Raw genomic sequence first — 13,478 nt, forward strand, 5'->3', positions numbered from 1 at the left:
CTCGATCCGCCAGCGGGGGACGGGCGTCAGAGGTCGTGCGCGCTGCTCACCCGGGCCACGGCGGGCCACGCGGCCGGGTAGTCCTCGGCGATCGCCTCGGCCTGCTTGTAGAGCTTCTTGCGGGCCCGCGACGGCACCCGGTCTCCGAAGACGGTGCCCATGAGGTGGTCGGTTTCGTGCTGCAGGCAGCGTGCGAGCGTGCCGCCCTCGCCGACGTACGTCACGGGAGCACCGGTGTGGTCGGTGCCGTCGACCTGCGACCAGTCGGGACGCGCGCAGTAGGTGTAGGCGCCCGGCAGTGACAGGCAGCCCTCTTCGCTGTCGTCGAGGTTGCGGTCACCCGTCTCGGGGAGGGTCAGCACCGGGTTGCAGACCACGCCGACGACGCGCTTGCCGGCCCCGTCGGTGCAGTCGAACACGAAGACCTGGAGGTCCACCCCGATCTGGTTGGCGGCCAGGCCTGCGCCCTCGGCCGCGTACATCGTGGCGAACATGTCCGCGACGAGCGTCTCGAGGGCCTCGTCGTACTCCGTCACCGGCTGCAGCTTGTGGTGCATCACGGGCTCACCCCACCGGGTGATCGGGCGTACGGTGCCACCGGAGGGCAAGGTCACGGACAACGGGGGCTCCTTCACGGCGTTCGACGGCCTGGGGGCACTGACCTGGGAAGGGTATCCGACCCTACGGAGCAGGGTGTCCGCCCACCTTCCCCACCATGTCACTCAGGTGATGTGACATCGCAATGGTCACGTTCTCGCGTCGATGGTGGGCCGAGGTGCGCAAGCGTGCAACTCGCAGTTACAGTAGGGGTACGTCCTACCCTTATGACCCACCAGGAGACGCTGTGACAGCGCACTCGACGCGCCGAGACCCGATGAGCAAGGGGCTCGCCGTCCTCAACCGGATCGCCTCACTTCCCGTCCTCGACCGGCTCAACCTCCGGGGACCGTCAGAGCAGGTGGTCTACCACGGTGCGCGCGTCGGCTTCCGTACGGCGGCCGCCGTCAGCCGCGGGTTCACCCGGGCTCCCGGCAAGGGCGCCCCGGTACGCCCTACGGCGGCGCAGGGGAGCGGCGTCTTCGACCTGACGCCCACCGAGGACCAGCAGATGATGGTCGGCCTGGTCGACCAGTTCGCGCGCGAGGTGGTCCGGCCGTCGGTCGAGAAGGCCGAGGCCGCCAACGAGACCCCGAGCGACGTCACCGCCCACGCGAGCGAGCTCGGCCTCACCCTCATGGGACTCCCCGAGGACCTCGGCGGCCTGGCCGCCGAGCGCTCCGCGACGACCGGCGCCCTCGTCGCCGAGGCGCTGGGCAAGGGCGACATGGGCATCGGCGCCTCGCTGCTGGCGCCAGGCGCCGTGGCCACCGCGATCGGCCTGTGGGGCGACTCCGCGCAGCAGGCGACGTACCTTCCGGCCTTCACCGGTGCCGACGTCCCGGCCGCCGCGCTCGCGGTCGCCGAGCCGTGCGCGCTGTTCGACCCGATGACGCTGCGCACCACCGCCCGCAAGGTGCCGGGCGGTTTCGTGCTCGATGGCGTGAAGTCGGGAGTCATCCGTGGCGCCGCCGCCGAGCTGTTCGTGGTCGCCGCGCGGCTCGACGACGGCCGGCACGGCCTGTTCGTCCTCGAGTCCAGCACACCCGGCCTGGTCATCGAGACGGATCCGTCGATGGGGCTTCGCGCCGCGTCGCTGTCACGTCTCGTGCTGGACGGAGTCGCGGTCGGTCCGGAGGCTCTGCTCGCGGAGAGCGTCGACGGCTACGCCGACTCGGTGCGCCTCGCCCGTATCGCCTGGAGCGGTCTGGCCCTCGGCACGATGCGTGCGGTCCTGGACTACGTCACCCCGTACGTCAAGGAGCGCAAGGCCTTCGGTGAGCCCGTCGCGCACCGTCAGGGCGTCGCCTTCATGGTCGCCGACATGGCGATCGAGCTCGAGGGTGCGCGGTTGACGACGCTGCGCGCTGCCTCGCGCGCCGATCTCGGCAAGCCCTTCGCCCGCGAGGCCGCGCTCTCGCGACGCCTCTGCGCGGAGTACGGCATGAAGATCGGCACCGATGGCGTCCAGCTCCTCGGTGGGCACGGGTTCACCAAGGAGCACCCGGTCGAGCGCTGGTACAGGGACCTGCGGGCCGTCGGCGTGATGGAGGGCGGCCTCCTCGTCTGAGGAGACCGCAGAACAGGAAGAACAGCAGATGATCAATCTCGAGACGCCGAAGAAGTTCCGTACCTTCGTGGAGCAGGCCCACCGGGTCGCGACGGAGTTCCTTCGTGCCAACTCGCGCAAGTACGACCTCGCCGAGCACGCGTACCCCAAGGAGCTCGACATCCTCGCGGCGATCGTCGACGGCATGGGTGACTCCGGAGCGGGACAGGGGGCCGGCGCCACAGGGGTGCGCCGATCCAGCGACAAGGGCGAGGGCGTCCGCAACGGATCCAACATGTCGTCCGTGCTGTCGGTGGCCGAGACCTGCTGGGGCGACGTGGGCCTGACGCTGTCGATGCCGCGACAGGGTCTCGGCAACTCCGCGATCGCTTCGGTCGCGACCGATGAGCAGCTCGAGCGCTTCAAGGGCATGTGGGCGTCGATGGCGATCACCGAGCCCGGCTGCGGCTCCGACTCCGCGGCGATCACGACCACGGCCGTCAAGGATGGCGACGCGTACATCCTGAACGGCGAGAAGATCTTCGTGACGTCGGGCGAGCGGAGCGACGCCGTCGTGGTGTGGGCGACGCTCGACAAGACGCTCGGCCGGGCGGCGATCAAGTCGTTCGTGGTCCCGAAGTCGCTGCCCGGCATCACTGTCGAGCGGCTCGAGCACAAGCTCGGCATCAAGGCGTCCGACACGGCGACGATCGTGCTCGCCAACTGCCGGGTGCCCGCCGAGAACCTTCTCGGCGACCCGGAGGTCAACGTCGACAAGGGGTTCGCGGGGGTCATGCAGACCTTCGACAACACGCGCCCGCTCGTCGCGGCGATGGCGGTGGGCTGCGCACGCGCGGCACTCGACCGTACGCGCGAGATCCTCGAGGACGCCGGTGTCGTCGTCGACTACGACCGGCCGGCGCTGACGCAGTCGGCGGCCGCCGCCACGTTCTTGCGGATGGAGGCCGACTGGGAGGCCGCCCACCTCCTGACGCTCGAGGCGGCGTGGATGGCGGACAACCGCATGCCCAACTCGCTCGAGGCCTCGATGGCCAAGGCGAAGGCCGGCCGTGTCGGCAACCAGATCACGCTGACGTGCGTCGAACTGGTCGGCACGCTCGGCTACGGCGAGGACGAGCTCCTCGAGAAGTGGGCGCGCGACTCCAAGATCCTCGACATCTTCGAGGGCACCCAGCAGATCCAGCAGCTCATCGTCGCGCGCCGCGTGCTCGGCCTCAGCTCGGCCGAGCTGCGGTAGGCGCTCCTCGAACGCCCCCAGCCCCGGCCGTATCCCCCGCGCCGGGGCTGGGGTGCGCCCGGAGTCGTGCAGATCGGCCGGGGTCGTGACATCGGCGATCTGATCGGCTCCTTCCTGGCTAGTCTTGCCTTGACCGCGAGGGCGGCCCGCGTCGGACCGCCGTGGGTGCCCTCCCGCATCGAACCGGAGCTGTCGCCATGACCACGCCCTCCCAGGTGCCGTTCGACCTGACGCACGACGTCGAGTACGAGGTGACCAGGCTGCTGCGCCGCTCCCGCTTGCGTGGCCTCGGGACGATCGCGCAGATCCACCCTGAGCTCGACTTCGCCTCATACATGCTGCTCGTCGCGATCACCGACACCCGCTCGCCTGTCGCAGGGGGCATCCGCGGCTCCGACCTCGCTGACGCGGTCGGCGTGCACAAGTCGACCGTCAGTCGCGGCATCGCCCAGCTCGAGCGGCTCGGTCTCGTGGAGCGCGTGCCCGACCCGACGGACGGACGTGCCCGTCTCATCTCGCTGACGCCGGTCGCCGCGGAGCGGATCGCCGCCGTGCAGGCCGCACGCCGCGCGACGCTCGCCCGGGCCATCGAGGACTGGGACGAGCACGACCTCGATGTGCTCGCCGGGCTCCTCGGCCGCCTCAACACCGCGCTGGAGCGACCTGCCGACTGAGATGGGAGGCTAGGAGCATGAGCAATCTCGAGAAGCCAGTCATCGAGTTCCCCGAGGGCGACGAGCCCGAGGACCTCGACATCCTCGACATCGCCGTGGGCACCGGAGCCGAGGCGAAGCCCGGCGACTACGTGACGGTGCACTACGTCGGTGTGAAGTTCCGTGACGGTGCCGAGTTCGACGCCTCGTGGAACCGTGGCGAGTCCATCCGTTTCCCGCTGCAGGGCCTCATCCAGGGCTGGCAGGAGGGGATCCCCGGCATGAAGGTCGGCGGACGGCGCCAGCTGACGATCCCGCCGCACAAGGCGTACGGGCCCGCCGGTGGCGGCCACCCGCTGTCCGGTGAGCCGCTGATCTTCGTCATCGACCTGCTCGGCGTCGGCTGAGCCGCGTCGACAGACCTGGTCGGGCGTCCGCGCGGCGCCCGATCAGGACCACGGCGTGACCGGCCGTTCCTGCGGCTCACCGTCGACGACGCGGTCGACGCGCTCGCCGAAGAACGCCAGCATCCCCGCGACGGGGAGCACGTCGTGGCGTGGGTCGCGGTACGTCCACGCGATGTTGCGGTGGCGCGAGCCGCTGCCCTCGTACGACCAGTACGACGCCGTGCCCTTAAAGGCGCAGACCGACGTGCGGTCGGACGGGACGAGCCGGTCGCGACGGACGTCTTCCCACGGCAGCTAGTAGCGGACGGGCAGCCAGGTCTCGAGCAGCATCACCGACCTCCGGCTGTCGGCGAGCACGTCGCCGTCGAGCGAGATCTCGACGTGGCGACCGCTGCTGAGACAGTCGATGCGCGAGAAGGGGTCGTGAGGATGCCCGACCATCTCGTGCTCCTCCTCGAGCCACGTGTCGAACGCGTCCCAGTCGAGCACGACGTAGGCCTTCAGGTCCGTCATGGTCGTGGTGATCGCCTCACGCATCCAGGTGGCCATCCTCCAGTGTGCGCCCGTGTGGCGGCGGGGGGCGCAGAAGATGCGGACCTCGCCGGTACGGTAGAGGTGATGAGCACCTTCTCGGGACGTTCTGCGCGACGTGCTGCGTTGTCTGCGGGCAGCGCGCTCGTTGTGCTGCTCGCGGTCTCGGCCTGCTCCGGAGGGGGCGACGAGCCCGCGCCTGCGGCAGAGACGTCCGCACCCGCCACGTTGAGCAGCCTCGGCGCGCTCGACGGCCTCACGATGATCGACACGTCGTGGGAGAGCTTCCGTACGGCGAAGGTCACCGCAGTCACCGGCCGACCTGACACGCGCGCGGTCGACGTTACCTACGAGGCGAGCGACGCCACCTGCGAGAAGTTCGCCGGATTCGCCGAGGACCGTACCGACGACGAGCTCCAGGTGACGATCGTCATCGGCCGGGACGACGGCTGCGAGCCCGGTGCGCCGGTGGCGGCGACGACGTCGCTCCCGCTCACGGAGCCTCTCGGGACCGTGAAGCCGGTGGCCTCGCCGTACTCCGTGGAGCCGATCGAGATCGGCTAGGTTCCCCTCACGCCGTGCGATGAGTTTGCGCTCCGCCATCGGTCATGCCTGTGTCCCGCAGTCTGCTGAGAGGAACCCCTTGATGTCGCGACCCCGCCTGCTCTATTCGATGAATGTCTCGGTGGACGGCTTCATCACCGACCGCGCCGGCGAACCCGGCTGGGCGGCCCCGGTCGACGAGGTGTTCCTCTTCCACCTCGAGCAGGTCCGCGAGCTCGGCGCCTACCTGCTGGGCCGCAGGTTGTACGAGTCGATGGTGGTGTGGGAGACCGACCCGGCGATGCGCGCCACCGAGTCCATGGCAGCTTTCTCCGACGCCTGGTCCGCCCTCCCGAAGGTCGTCTTCAGCCGTACGCTCGACCGCGTTGAGGGCAACGCCCGGCTCGCCAAGGGGTCGGTGGCCGAGGAGGTCACCGCGGCGCTGGCCGCGACCGACAAGAACGTCTCGATCGGTGGTGCGGATCTGGCCGCGCAGGCGATCGAGCTCGGACTCCTGGATGAGCTGCGCATCGTCCGCCACCCGGTCGTCGTCGGGGGCGGCACGCCATACCTGCTGCCGGTCACCGAGATCGTGCCGCTGGAGCTGCTCGAGACCCGGACGTTCGGCGCGCAGGTCGTCTACGAGCGCTACGGGCGGGTCGACGACTGACGGCGCGGCCGACGCTCAGCCCGAGATCGCGTCGATGAGCTTCGTGACGCGCTTGGCTGAGACCGTCGTCGCGGTGCGCAGGCGCTGCGCGAACAGGCTCACGCGCAGCTCCTCCAGCGCCCACCGCGCCGCGAGGACCGCGTCGGACTGCCGCTCGATGTCGGGCAGCGTCTCGACGACCTCGTAGAAGCGGGCCTCCAGTTCCTGCACGGTGTGCCGCTTGTCGATCTCGCTGCGGTCGTCCGCGTGCTGCAGCCGGAAGGCGGCAGCACGCACGTAGCGGGGGAGGTGGCGCAGCTGCTCGAGGCCGGTGTCCGGCACGAACCCGTCGTAGACCAGCCACGACATCTGCACCTCGATGTCCTTCACGATCTCCGGCTTGGCCGTACGGAACTGGTCGAGGTCGCCGCGCAGCGATCCGAGGTCGGCGATCGTGCGCTCGACCTCGCGCGCGACTGCGAGCGTCTGGGCGTACCCCTCTGAGCGCACCTGCTCGCGCAGCAGCGCGAAGGTCTCTCCGTCGCGCACCACGACACGCCCGGTGACGGCGTCGATGCCGGCCAGGACGCAGTCGGCCATGAGCAACGACGTCGACCGGTACGGGGCACCGGCCAGGACGAGCAGCGCGCGGGTGCCGAGGTCCTTCGAGACCTGCGCGGCGGGGGAGCTGGTGCTGAGCGCCAGTAGCCGGCGTACGCCCGCTCGCATCGCGATCTCGGCGTGCTGGGCGGACGCGAACACGCGGAGGTCGAGGTGGGTGACGCGGTCGACGAGGGCCGGGTAGGCCGTGACCTCGTGGCCGCGGCTGGTCGACGTGACCTCCGAGGGGATGGTGCCGAGGTCCCAGTTGAGGATGCCGTCGCGCTCGATGCTGCTCGACGCGGCGGCGATCGTGGCGCCGAGCCTGGGCCGCAGCTCCTTGCGGAGACTGTCGAGGTCCTTGCCGCGGGCGACCTCGGCCTCCCCGTCGAGCACGCGGAAGGTCACACGCAGGTGCTGGGGCAGCGCCGCAAGGTCGAAGGTCTCCGGCTTCACGTGGTCACCGGTCAGCGCCCGGATGCCGGCCGACATCGCCTCGGCGACCGGCAGCGACGTGTCGAGAGGCAGCGCCATCAGACGGCGCGCGACGTCCGGCGCCGGCACGAGCTGACGTCGGACCTGTTTGGGCAGCCCGCGCAGCAGGGCCGTGACGAGCTCTTGGCGATAGCCCGGGACACCCCAGAGGAAGGAGGTCTCGTCGAGGTCGGCAAGGCGTTCCAGCGGCACGTCGACGGTCACCCCGTCGATCTCGCTGTCGGGCTCGAACGCGTACGACAGCGGCAGCGCGAGGCCGGCCGACTCCCACGTCGTCGGATAGGCGTCGAGCGCGACCGCGTCGGCATCGTCTCGTACGAGGTCGTCCGGGGTCAGGTCGAGCAGGTCGGGCTGGCGACGGCGGGCCTGCTTCCACCACGAGTCGAAGTGGCGCACCGAGACGACGTCCGGCCCGACCCGCTCGTCGTAGAACGCGAACACGGCCTCGTCGTCCACCCGGATGTCGCGCCGGCGGACGCGGTCCTCGATGCCTTCGATCTCGGCGAGCACCTCGGCGTTGTGCGCCCAGAACGCATGGTGCGTGCTCCACTCGCCCTGCACGAGCGCGTGTCGGATGAACAGCTCACGTGCGATGGCGACGTCGACCTTCCCGTACGAGACGAGGCGGTCCGCGACCACGGGCACCCCGTACAGGGTGACGCGCTCGTGCGCCATGACGGCGCCGCGGCGTCGGGACCAGTGCGGCTCGGAGTACGACCGCTTGAGGAGGTGGGCACCCTCCTGCTCGATCCAGGCCGGCTCGACCTTCGCGACCGTACGGGCGAACAGGCGCGAGGTCTCGACGAGCTCGGCGGCGACGACCCACTGCGGTGGTTTCTTGGCGAGTCCGGAGCCGGGGAAGATCGCGAAGCGGGCGTTGCGCGCGCCGAGGAAGTCGCGGGTGTCACCCTCGCGCAGGCCGATGTGGGAGAGCAGCCCGGCCAGTGCGGCCTGGTGCACACGGTCGGGGTCGGCGGGCGTGCTGTTGAGGTCCAGGCCCATGTCACGGCACTGGTCGCGCAGCATCGCGTGGACGTCCTGCCACTCGCGGATGCGCAGGAAGTGCAGGTACTCGTCGCGCACCATCCGCCGGAACGCGTTGCCCGAGAGCTCGCGACGCTGCTCGCGGAGGTAGTTCCAGAGGTTGAGGTAGGCGAGGAAGTCCGATGTCGGGTCGGTGAAGCGGGCGTGCTTCGCGTCGGCCTGCTGCTGCGCCTCGAGCGGGCGCTCGCGCGGGTCCTGGATCGACAGCGCCGAGACGATGATGAGCATCTCGCGCAGCACCCCGTACGAGGACGCGGCGACGAGCATCCGGGCGAGACGGGGGTCGAGCGGGAACGCGGCGATCCGGCGGCCAGTCTCGGTGAGCGACGAGCGCATGCCCCTTGCACCCTCGGTGAGCGCGCCGAGCTCCTCGAGGAGGCCCACGCCGTCGCGCACCGAGCGCTGGTCCGGCGGGTCGAGGAACGGAAACTCCTCGACGGGGCCGAGGTCGAGCGAGGCCATCTGGAGGAGCACGGCGGCGAGGTTCGTCCGGAGGATCTCCGGGTCGGTGAACTCGGGACGCCCCTCGTAGTCCTCCTCGGAGTAGAGACGGATGCAGATCCCGTCCGACGTACGGCCGCAGCGGCCGGCGCGCTGGTTGGCGCTGGCCTGCGAGACGGGCTCGATCGGGAGCCGCTGCACCTTGAGCCGCTGGCTGTAGCGGGAGATGCGAGCGGTGCCGGGGTCGACGACGTACCGGATCCCCGGCACGGTCAGCGAGGTCTCGGCGACGTTGGTGGCGAGGACGATCCGGCGACCGGTGTGCGGCTCGAAGACCTTGTGCTGCTCGGCCGCCGACAACCGGCCGTACAGGGGGAGGACTTCGGTGCGTCTCAGCTTGCGGTCGCGCAGCATGTCGGCGGCGTCGCGGATCTCGCGCTCGCCGGAGAGGAAGACCAGCACGTCGCCGTCGGACTCACGGCCGAGCTCGTCGACAGCGTCGCCGATCGCGCCGAGGACGTCGCCGTCCTCTCGCTCGGCGAGCGGGCGGTAGCGGACCTCGACCGGGTAGGTCCGCCCGCTGACCTCGATGATCGGGGCGGGGTTGCCGTCGGCATCCGCGAAGTGCGCGGCGAAGCGTTCCGGGTCGATGGTCGCCGAGGTGATGACGACCTTGAGGTCCGGGCGGCGGGGGAGGAGACGCTGGAGGTAGCCGAGGAGGAAGTCGATCGTGAGCGACCGCTCGTGCGCCTCGTCGACGATCACCGTGTCGTAGCGCAGGAGCAGCGGGTCGTCGTGGATCTCGGCCAGCAGGACGCCGTCGGTCATCACCCGGACGAGCGTGTCGCGGCTGGAGCGGTCGTCGAAGCGCACCGCGTAGCCGACCTGCTCGCCGAGGGTCGACTTCGTCTCCTCCGCGATGCGGGCGGCGACGCTGCGGGCGGCGATGCGACGCGGCTGCGTGTGGGCGATCGTGCCGCGGATGCCCCGCCCGAGGGAGAGCAGGATCTTGGGCAGCTGCGTCGTCTTGCCCGACCCGGTCTCGCCGGCGACCACGACGACCTGGTGCGCCGCGATCGCGTCGGCGATGTCGTCGCGGCGCTCGGTGACGGGCAGCTCGGCGGGATACTCCAGGACCGGCACCGACGCCGCACGGGAGGCGACGCGGCGCTCGGCGGCGTCGATCTCCTTCTCGAGCACGGCGAGCTCGTGGGCGCGGCGGCCGGCGTCGCGCTGGGACGCCGCACGGTCGAGGCGTCGCCTCAGCCGCCGCTCGTCGCGCAGCGTCACCTCGCGCAGCCGCGTGCGCAGCTCGCCGACGGTCATTCCGAGAACCCCTTAGGGAAGGTTGAGCGCGTCCTTGAACAGGGCGTACCCGACGAACGCGACGATGTCGAGGACCGCATGCGCCACGACCAGCGGGACGACGCGCCCTGTCCGCTGGTACCAGTACCCGAACACGATACCCATCGCCGCGTTGCCGATCGCCGGGCCGATCCCCTGATAGAGGTGGTACGAGGCGCGGACCGCCGCGCTGGTCGCGAGGACGGCCCAGCGGTTCCAGCCGAGCTGGGTCAGTCGCCACATCAGGTAGGCGACGACGATGACCTCCTCGAGGACGGAGTTCATCAGGGCCGACGCGATGAGGACGGGCACGCGCCACCAGTGGTCGTCGAGCGCGCTGGGGACGATCGTCGCGGTGATGCCGAGCGCGTGACCCACGAAGTAGAGGGCGAGACCGGGGATGCCGATGAGGGCCGCGAGGCCGACGCCCCAGCCCACGTCGCCGCCCTTCGAGCCGCGGCCGATGCCGAGCACGCGGCGCGGGCGGTCGCCCGACCGTACGAGCAGGTAGAGCACGAGCGCGACCGGCATCAGCGCGAACCCGATCCCGAGCACCTGGTAGGTGAGGTCGAGCCACGGGCGGTCGCTCCGCGAGGCGTTGAGCGTCGCCGTCTGGTCCGCCAGCGGGCCGCGGGTCAGCTTGGCGACCAGCGACACCAGCGCGTACACGCCCGACTGGAGCAGCGAGAGCAGCAGGACGATCCAGACCTCGGCGCTCAGCAGTCGCCGCTGCGGCGCGGCGACGGGTTCGGGTGCCGGGACAAGGGGGCCGGGGAAGTCGGGGGCCACGGCGCTCAGAGCGTACGGGCGGAGAGGGTGTCGCAGGCGTTGAGGTTGCCCGCCTCGTAACCGGTCGTGAACCAGCGCTGCCGCTGCTCGGCGGAGCCGTGCGTCCAGCTCTCGGGGTTGACCTGGCCGGTCGCCGACTCCTGGATACGGTCGTCGCCGACCGCGGCCGCGGCCGAGAGCGCGGATGCGATGTCGGCCTCGGTGAGCGGCTGGATCAGCGTGGTGCCGTCCTCGTCCTGGGTGTTCGCGGCGTGGTGCGCCCAGACGCCGGCGAGGCAGTCGGCCATCAGCTCGACCCGTACGGCGCCCGAGGTCGGACCCTGACGGTCCTGCTGGGCGTGTTGGAGGACGCCCAGAATGTTCTGGACGTGGTGGCCGTACTCGTGCGCGACCACGTACATCTGCGCGAGGGCTCCGCCGTCGGCGCCGAACCGGGTCGTCAGGTCGTCGAAGAACGCGGCGTCGATGTAGATCTGCTCGTCCGTCGGGCAGTAGAACGGGCCGACCGCATTGCTGGCCGTCCCGCACGGTGACTGGGTCTGGCCGGAGTAGAGGACGGTGTAGGAGTCGCGGTACTGACGGTTGGCATCGGCGGGGAGCGCGTCGCGCCAGTAGTCCTGGACACTGTTGACCGTGCCGATCACGCGGCAGGTGACGTCGCGGTTCGCGTCGGCGCCGGTCTGGCACTGCGAGAAGTCGACGTCGCTCGCACCCGCCTGCTGGACCTGCGAGGTGTCGAAGGCGCTCGTGCCGCCGCCGCCCTGCTCGAACGGGTTGACGCCGAGCAGGAGGCCGATGATGACGAGGATGATCGACCCGGCACCGCCGCCGAGGAGCACGCCGCCCCGGCTGGAGCCGCCGCTGCGGACCTGGCTGGTGTCGAGGTTGGCGCCTTCGTTGAACGTCATGGTCGGATTCTAGGGCGATCGCGTCCCGTCGCCGTCGAGCCGCCCGGCATCGGCTCCGCGTCACCATGCACGCACGAGCGCCGTCGTCAGCGCCGCGACGAGGACGACCACCACGAGCGACGCGCGGGCGACGGCGGCGACCACGCCGGCCGCCACGCCGACCGGTCGCGCGAGGTCTGCGGGTGCCGCGCCGTCGTAGAACGTGGACGTCACCGCCACCGCCACGAGCAGCACCGCCACCGCGCGGTCGACGACCTGCTCCATCTCGTCGGTCATCGGCGCGCGCGTCCCGGCTGCCATGCCACCGAACCGCAGCGCGTACGTCCCGAGACCGAGGACCGCGACCGCGAGCGCGAACGAGCCGGCGCTCATCGCATCCTCGCCAGGGGAACCACCGCAAGACCCAGCAGCGCCAGCACGGGGGCGAGCCCGGGAGGGAGGTGGGGGAGCCCGACGAGAGCGAGGGTCCCTCCGACCGCGGTCGCTGCGAGGGTGGCACGCTCGCGCAGCGCGGGCAGCACCAGCGCCGCGATCACCGCAGGGAAGACAGCGTCGAGCCCCCAGTCGCTCGGGTCGGGGACCACCTGCCCGACACCGACGCCGATCCCGGCACCGAGCGGCCACGCGAGGGCGATGCCGATCCCGCAGGCCCAGAACGCCCGGCGCCCCTCGCGTGGCGTGTCCTGAGCGGTGGCGAGAGCCACTGTCTCGTCGTTGACGAGGTGCGCGCCGAGGAGTCGTCCCCTTCCCGGTCGAAGGAGCGGGCCCGCCGCCATGCCGTACGCGGCGGTGCGGAGGTTGACGAGGAGTGCAGCCCCCGCGGCGATCGCCGGGGCGGCGCCGAGCGCGACGAGCGCGACGAACAGCAGCTCCGAAGACGCGCCGAGCACGAGGACCGCGAGGGCGATCACCTGCCAGAGCGGAAAGCCCGCGGCCGCTGCGGTGACCCCGTACGAGACGCCGACGAGCATGACCGTCACGCAGATCGGGAGGACGGCTTGCATGGTTGAGCGATCGAGTGTTCGCCAGAACGAACGCATGCCGCTAGTCTTGACTACATGAGGATCGATCGTCAAGGCGAACAGGCAGTCTCGTCGAACGAACGGCAACAGGATCTCCGTGCTGTCGTGGCGCAGGCGCTCCGCCGTGAGCGGGCCGCCGCCGGTGTCAGTCTGTCGAAGCTGGCCCAGCAGGCGGGCGTGGCGAAGTCGACCCTCTCGCAGCTCGAGTCGGGAAGCACCACCCCGAGCGTGGAGACGATCTGGGCCCTGAGCACGGCGCTCGGCATCCCGTTCTCCCGCCTGGTCGACACGGAGGCGGCCCACGTCGAGGTCGTCCGGGCGGGCGACGGGCCCCGCGTCGCAGCGGGAGAGGCGGCGTACGCGGCGACCTTGCTGTCGGCGTCCCCGCCTCACGCCCGGCGGGACCTCTACCTCGTCACCGCAGAGCCTGGTGCGCCCCGCCGCTCGGACCCGCACCCGCGAGGAACCGTCGAGCACGTCGTCCTCAGCAGTGGGCGCGCGCTCGTCGGCCCGTCGACGGAGCCGGTCGAGCTCGGACCAGGCGACTACGTGATGTACCCCGGTGACGCGCCGCACGTCTTCGAGGCGCTCGAGGTGGGCACCACAGCCGTCGTGCTCTCGGAGCAGCGCTGACGCGAGGGCATCCCC

15 protein-coding genes are annotated in these 13,478 nt (G+C 71.0%); 7 read left to right on the plus strand and 8 right to left on the minus strand.

All coding sequences use genetic code 11. From position 1 onward, the window contains the following. Positions 1–26: 26 nt before the first annotated feature. Positions 27–620, minus strand: a complete 594-nt coding sequence (def, locus tag ACFSDF_RS19040) for a peptide deformylase (RefSeq protein ID WP_167002888.1) — start codon at positions 618–620, stop codon at positions 27–29. 254 nt (positions 621–874) lie between these two features. Here def and ACFSDF_RS19045 point away from each other — a divergent pair, with 254 nt between their 5' ends. From ACFSDF_RS19045 to ACFSDF_RS19060, 4 genes are all read left to right on the plus strand, one after another. Then, positions 875–2,167 carry an acyl-CoA dehydrogenase family protein gene (locus tag ACFSDF_RS19045; protein WP_167004783.1) on the plus strand — a complete coding sequence of 431 codons (1,293 nt, stop codon included), beginning with the start codon at positions 875–877 and terminating at the stop codon, positions 2,165–2,167. Positions 2,168–2,195: 28 nt separating this feature from the next. Beyond that, the gene (locus ACFSDF_RS19050) at positions 2,196–3,404 is read left to right on the plus strand and encodes an acyl-CoA dehydrogenase family protein (RefSeq protein ID WP_167002886.1); all 1,209 of its coding nucleotides are present in this window, start codon (positions 2,196–2,198) and stop codon (positions 3,402–3,404) included. 197 nt (positions 3,405–3,601) lie between these two features. Beyond that, on the plus strand, positions 3,602–4,078 hold the full coding sequence (locus tag ACFSDF_RS19055; protein ID WP_167002884.1) for a MarR family winged helix-turn-helix transcriptional regulator: 477 nt from the start codon (positions 3,602–3,604) through the stop codon (positions 4,076–4,078). 17 nt (positions 4,079–4,095) lie between these two features. Further along, entirely contained in the window at positions 4,096–4,464 is a 369-nt protein-coding gene (locus ACFSDF_RS19060) for an FKBP-type peptidyl-prolyl cis-trans isomerase (RefSeq protein WP_167002882.1), read from the plus strand. Between the two features lie 42 nt (positions 4,465–4,506). Here ACFSDF_RS19060 and ACFSDF_RS19065 read toward each other — a convergent pair whose 3' ends face one another. Next, the gene (locus ACFSDF_RS19065; RefSeq protein WP_167004780.1) at positions 4,507–4,758 is read right to left on the minus strand and encodes a DUF427 domain-containing protein; all 252 of its coding nucleotides are present in this window, start codon (positions 4,756–4,758) and stop codon (positions 4,507–4,509) included. Continuing rightward, positions 4,759–5,013, minus strand: a complete 255-nt coding sequence (locus ACFSDF_RS19070) for a DUF427 domain-containing protein (RefSeq protein ID WP_167002880.1) — start codon at positions 5,011–5,013, stop codon at positions 4,759–4,761. Positions 5,014–5,082: 69 nt separating this feature from the next. On the opposite strand from ACFSDF_RS19070, the gene ACFSDF_RS19075 reads away from it, so the two are divergent. Continuing rightward, the gene (locus tag ACFSDF_RS19075; protein WP_167002877.1) at positions 5,083–5,559 is read left to right on the plus strand and encodes a hypothetical protein; all 477 of its coding nucleotides are present in this window, start codon (positions 5,083–5,085) and stop codon (positions 5,557–5,559) included. Between the two features lie 82 nt (positions 5,560–5,641). Continuing rightward, entirely contained in the window at positions 5,642–6,208 is a 567-nt protein-coding gene (locus tag ACFSDF_RS19080; protein ID WP_167002875.1) for a dihydrofolate reductase family protein, read from the plus strand. Between the two features lie 15 nt (positions 6,209–6,223). Here ACFSDF_RS19080 and hrpA read toward each other — a convergent pair whose 3' ends face one another. The 5 genes from hrpA to ACFSDF_RS19105 are packed head-to-tail and all read right to left on the minus strand — an operon-like array spanning position 6,224 to position 12,812. Then, positions 6,224–10,093 (minus strand): ATP-dependent RNA helicase HrpA, encoded by a 3,870-nt coding sequence (gene hrpA / locus ACFSDF_RS19085; RefSeq protein ID WP_377158720.1) that lies wholly within the window; start codon positions 10,091–10,093, stop codon positions 6,224–6,226. Positions 10,094–10,105: 12 nt separating this feature from the next. After that, positions 10,106–10,900: a CPBP family intramembrane glutamic endopeptidase gene (locus tag ACFSDF_RS19090; protein ID WP_208322334.1), complete on the minus strand. Its 795-nt coding sequence runs from the start codon at positions 10,898–10,900 to the stop codon at positions 10,106–10,108. A 5-nt stretch (positions 10,901–10,905) separates the two neighbouring features. Next, complete coding sequence (gene ypfJ, locus ACFSDF_RS19095) at positions 10,906–11,808, minus strand: KPN_02809 family neutral zinc metallopeptidase (protein WP_167002871.1); 903 nt, start codon at positions 11,806–11,808, stop codon at positions 10,906–10,908. A gap of 60 nt (positions 11,809–11,868) precedes the next feature. Continuing rightward, complete coding sequence (locus ACFSDF_RS19100; protein ID WP_167002869.1) at positions 11,869–12,180, minus strand: AzlD domain-containing protein; 312 nt, start codon at positions 12,178–12,180, stop codon at positions 11,869–11,871. Further along, positions 12,177–12,812 (minus strand): AzlC family ABC transporter permease, encoded by a 636-nt coding sequence (locus ACFSDF_RS19105; protein ID WP_208322333.1) that lies wholly within the window; start codon positions 12,810–12,812, stop codon positions 12,177–12,179. The genes ACFSDF_RS19100 and ACFSDF_RS19105 overlap by 4 nt, the downstream gene beginning before the upstream one ends. Before the next feature lie 54 nt (positions 12,813–12,866). Here ACFSDF_RS19105 and ACFSDF_RS19110 point away from each other — a divergent pair, with 54 nt between their 5' ends. After that, positions 12,867–13,463: a helix-turn-helix domain-containing protein gene (locus tag ACFSDF_RS19110; protein WP_377158723.1), complete on the plus strand. Its 597-nt coding sequence runs from the start codon at positions 12,867–12,869 to the stop codon at positions 13,461–13,463. The last annotated feature ends 15 nt before the right edge of the window (positions 13,464–13,478 follow it).

Source organism: Mumia zhuanghuii (assembly GCF_042681565.1).
Classification (GTDB): Bacteria; Actinomycetota; Actinomycetes; order Propionibacteriales; family Nocardioidaceae; genus Mumia.

Coding starts and splice junctions, on each gene's coding strand:
- ACFSDF_RS19050 (WP_167002886.1), top strand. CDS start 2,196: ATGATCAATCTCGAGACGCCGAAGAAGTTCCGTACCTTCGTGGAGCAG.
- ACFSDF_RS19045 (WP_167004783.1), top strand. CDS start 875: ATGAGCAAGGGGCTCGCCGTCCTCAACCGGATCGCCTCACTTCCCGTC.
- ACFSDF_RS19075 (WP_167002877.1), top strand. CDS start 5,083: ATGAGCACCTTCTCGGGACGTTCTGCGCGACGTGCTGCGTTGTCTGCG.
- ACFSDF_RS19110 (WP_377158723.1), top strand. CDS start 12,867: ATGAGGATCGATCGTCAAGGCGAACAGGCAGTCTCGTCGAACGAACGG.
- ACFSDF_RS19105 (WP_208322333.1), bottom strand. CDS start 12,812: ATGCAAGCCGTCCTCCCGATCTGCGTGACGGTCATGCTCGTCGGCGTC.
- ypfJ (WP_167002871.1), bottom strand. CDS start 11,808: ATGACGTTCAACGAAGGCGCCAACCTCGACACCAGCCAGGTCCGCAGC.
- ACFSDF_RS19060 (WP_167002882.1), top strand. CDS start 4,096: ATGAGCAATCTCGAGAAGCCAGTCATCGAGTTCCCCGAGGGCGACGAG.
- hrpA (WP_377158720.1), bottom strand. CDS start 10,093: ATGACCGTCGGCGAGCTGCGCACGCGGCTGCGCGAGGTGACGCTGCGC.
- ACFSDF_RS19080 (WP_167002875.1), top strand. CDS start 5,642: ATGTCGCGACCCCGCCTGCTCTATTCGATGAATGTCTCGGTGGACGGC.
- ACFSDF_RS19100 (WP_167002869.1), bottom strand. CDS start 12,180: ATGAGCGCCGGCTCGTTCGCGCTCGCGGTCGCGGTCCTCGGTCTCGGG.
- ACFSDF_RS19070 (WP_167002880.1), bottom strand. CDS start 5,013: ATGGCCACCTGGATGCGTGAGGCGATCACCACGACCATGACGGACCTG.
- ACFSDF_RS19055 (WP_167002884.1), top strand. CDS start 3,602: ATGACCACGCCCTCCCAGGTGCCGTTCGACCTGACGCACGACGTCGAG.